General features: G+C 40.2%; 2 protein-coding genes. One reads left to right on the top strand and one right to left on the bottom strand.

Features of this window, described 5'->3' with window-relative positions; translation table 11 throughout:
- Positions 1-436: GGDEF domain-containing protein (locus IBX42_RS12265; RefSeq protein ID WP_294933217.1), on the top strand; the 436-nt coding region annotated here is incomplete at its 5' end.
- Between the two features lie 321 nt (positions 437-757).
- On the opposite strand, the gene IBX42_RS12260 is transcribed toward IBX42_RS12265, so the two are convergent.
- Entirely contained in the window at positions 758-1,867 is a 1,110-nt protein-coding gene (locus IBX42_RS12260; protein ID WP_294933216.1) for an Mrp/NBP35 family ATP-binding protein, read from the bottom strand.
- Positions 1,868-1,981 lie beyond the last annotated feature (114 nt).

Raw genomic sequence — 1,981 nt, 5'->3', positions numbered from 1 at the left:
TGACACTTATGCCGTTATGATGCTTGATGTTGACTTCTTTAAGATGGTAAACGACACTTACGGACATGATGTTGGAGACAAAGTCATAGTAGCACTCTCAAAGATTTTAAAAGAGAGTATCCGTGACGCAGACTTGGCAATCCGCTACGGAGGAGAAGAGTTTGTTGTGCTTCTTAACAACGCAACGGATGAAGGAATTATGCAGGTTGCTGCAAAAATACACTCCGCATTCGGTGCATTATCATTTGACGTCGGAACATCAGAGAGCCTTAAAAAGACACTTAGCATAGGTATAGCAAAATTTCCTACAGACGGAGACAGTATCTGGAAATGTATCAAGTATGCAGATACGGCTCTCTATGAGGCGAAAAACACGGGAAGAGATAAGATTGTAGAGTTTAAGCCTGAGATGTTTAAAAGTGGAGAAGAATTTTAATCTGTTAACTGATGTTACGCATCTAAACGAACGTGTCCGTTTAGATGGCAGGGACTAAAGTCCCTACAACCCCCTAAAAGCTACGAAAACAAGCTAATGCGGTTTTCACGAAGTGAAAATGTTTCTTTAGTAAAACTTTGTTTTTCGAGAATAATAAGGTTTTTACGCATTAAAAAAATTATATAAAAAATTAAATGAGACAAAAGTAATCAAAAATTAAAAGAGTGGTGTAGATTCAAGAAGTCTAGTGAGGAAGCATACTTAAAGTATGTGACGAGCGTAACGACGCAGAAGATGCGCCGCTATTTTGATTTTAAACTATTACTTAGTGCTGCAAGCACTTACACCCGGAGGTGTAGTCGGCTGAACGCTCTCATTGCTTGCTCCGCCTTTTGCATTTACCTCTTCTATGGTCGCCCAAATAGAGGCTGCAGCAGCTATATAGCGTTTTGCGCTCTCGCTTGTAGGGTTGACAAAAGTGATAGGCTTGCCTTCGTCTCCGCCCGTTCTAATACTTTGCTCGATAGGAATCTCTGCGATTACTTTAGTATCAAACTCATCCGCCATCGGCTGAGATGTTCCTTTTCCAAATATGTCATACTCAACGCCCGTATCCGGTGCGATAAAACCGCTCATATTTTCAACTATTCCGGCAATCGGTATATTTAACTTTCTAAACATATCAAGTGAACGGCGAGAGTCATCAAGAGAGACTGCTTGAGGGGTAGTAACCGTCAAACCTGCAGTAACCGGTACGCTTTGAGCCAAAGTAAGCTGTGCATCACCTGTTCCCGGAGGCATATCTATAACCAAAACATCCAAATCGCTCCAAAGAATATCTCTCAAGAACTGCTCAATCGCTTTCATAATCATAGCGCCGCGCCACATAAGCGACTGACCCGGTTCCATAAGTGAACCCATAGACATAACTTCAATCCCGTAGGCTTTCATAGGAAGAACTTTATTTCCAGTCACCTCAGGCTTAAGGTCTGCAATTCCCATCATACGAGGAATGTTTGGACCGTAAATATCAGCGTCCAAAAGACCTACTTTTTTACCTTGCGCAGCAAGAGCAATAGCGATATTTACAGAAGTAGTCGATTTTCCGACTCCGCCTTTTCCTGAACTTACCATAAGAAAGTTTTTAATATGCGGCGCTATGTTTTTGCTCTTTGGCTTTGGAGCTTCAGGCATTTTTGGAGCTTTAATATTTACTGCTACGTTACCTGCGCCAACCGCTTTTAACTCTGCTGTTGCGTCATCAGTTATCTGCTGCGCAACCTCTGGAGCACTTGAGGTTATTTCAACATTAAAACTAACATCATTCCCGTTAATCTCTATACTATTTACAAAACCAAAAGTTACTATATCCTTGGTAAAACCCGGATACAATACTTTTGAAAGTGCTGAATTTACAATATCTTTAGTCATTTCTATTTTTTTCCTTTATAAATTTCATTTTTGTAACTCTACCATAATTAAATAACTGACCTTACGCACTTTTGCAAAAAAGTTCGTAAATACCTCTAATCTTCTCGAAAAGTA

The sequence above is a fragment of the Sulfurimonas sp. genome, from assembly GCF_014859695.1.
Lineage (GTDB): Bacteria > Campylobacterota > Campylobacteria > Campylobacterales > Sulfurimonadaceae > Sulfurimonas.
Note: the sequence above shows the minus strand (reverse complement) of the source record. Positions and strands in the feature narration are given on the sequence as shown.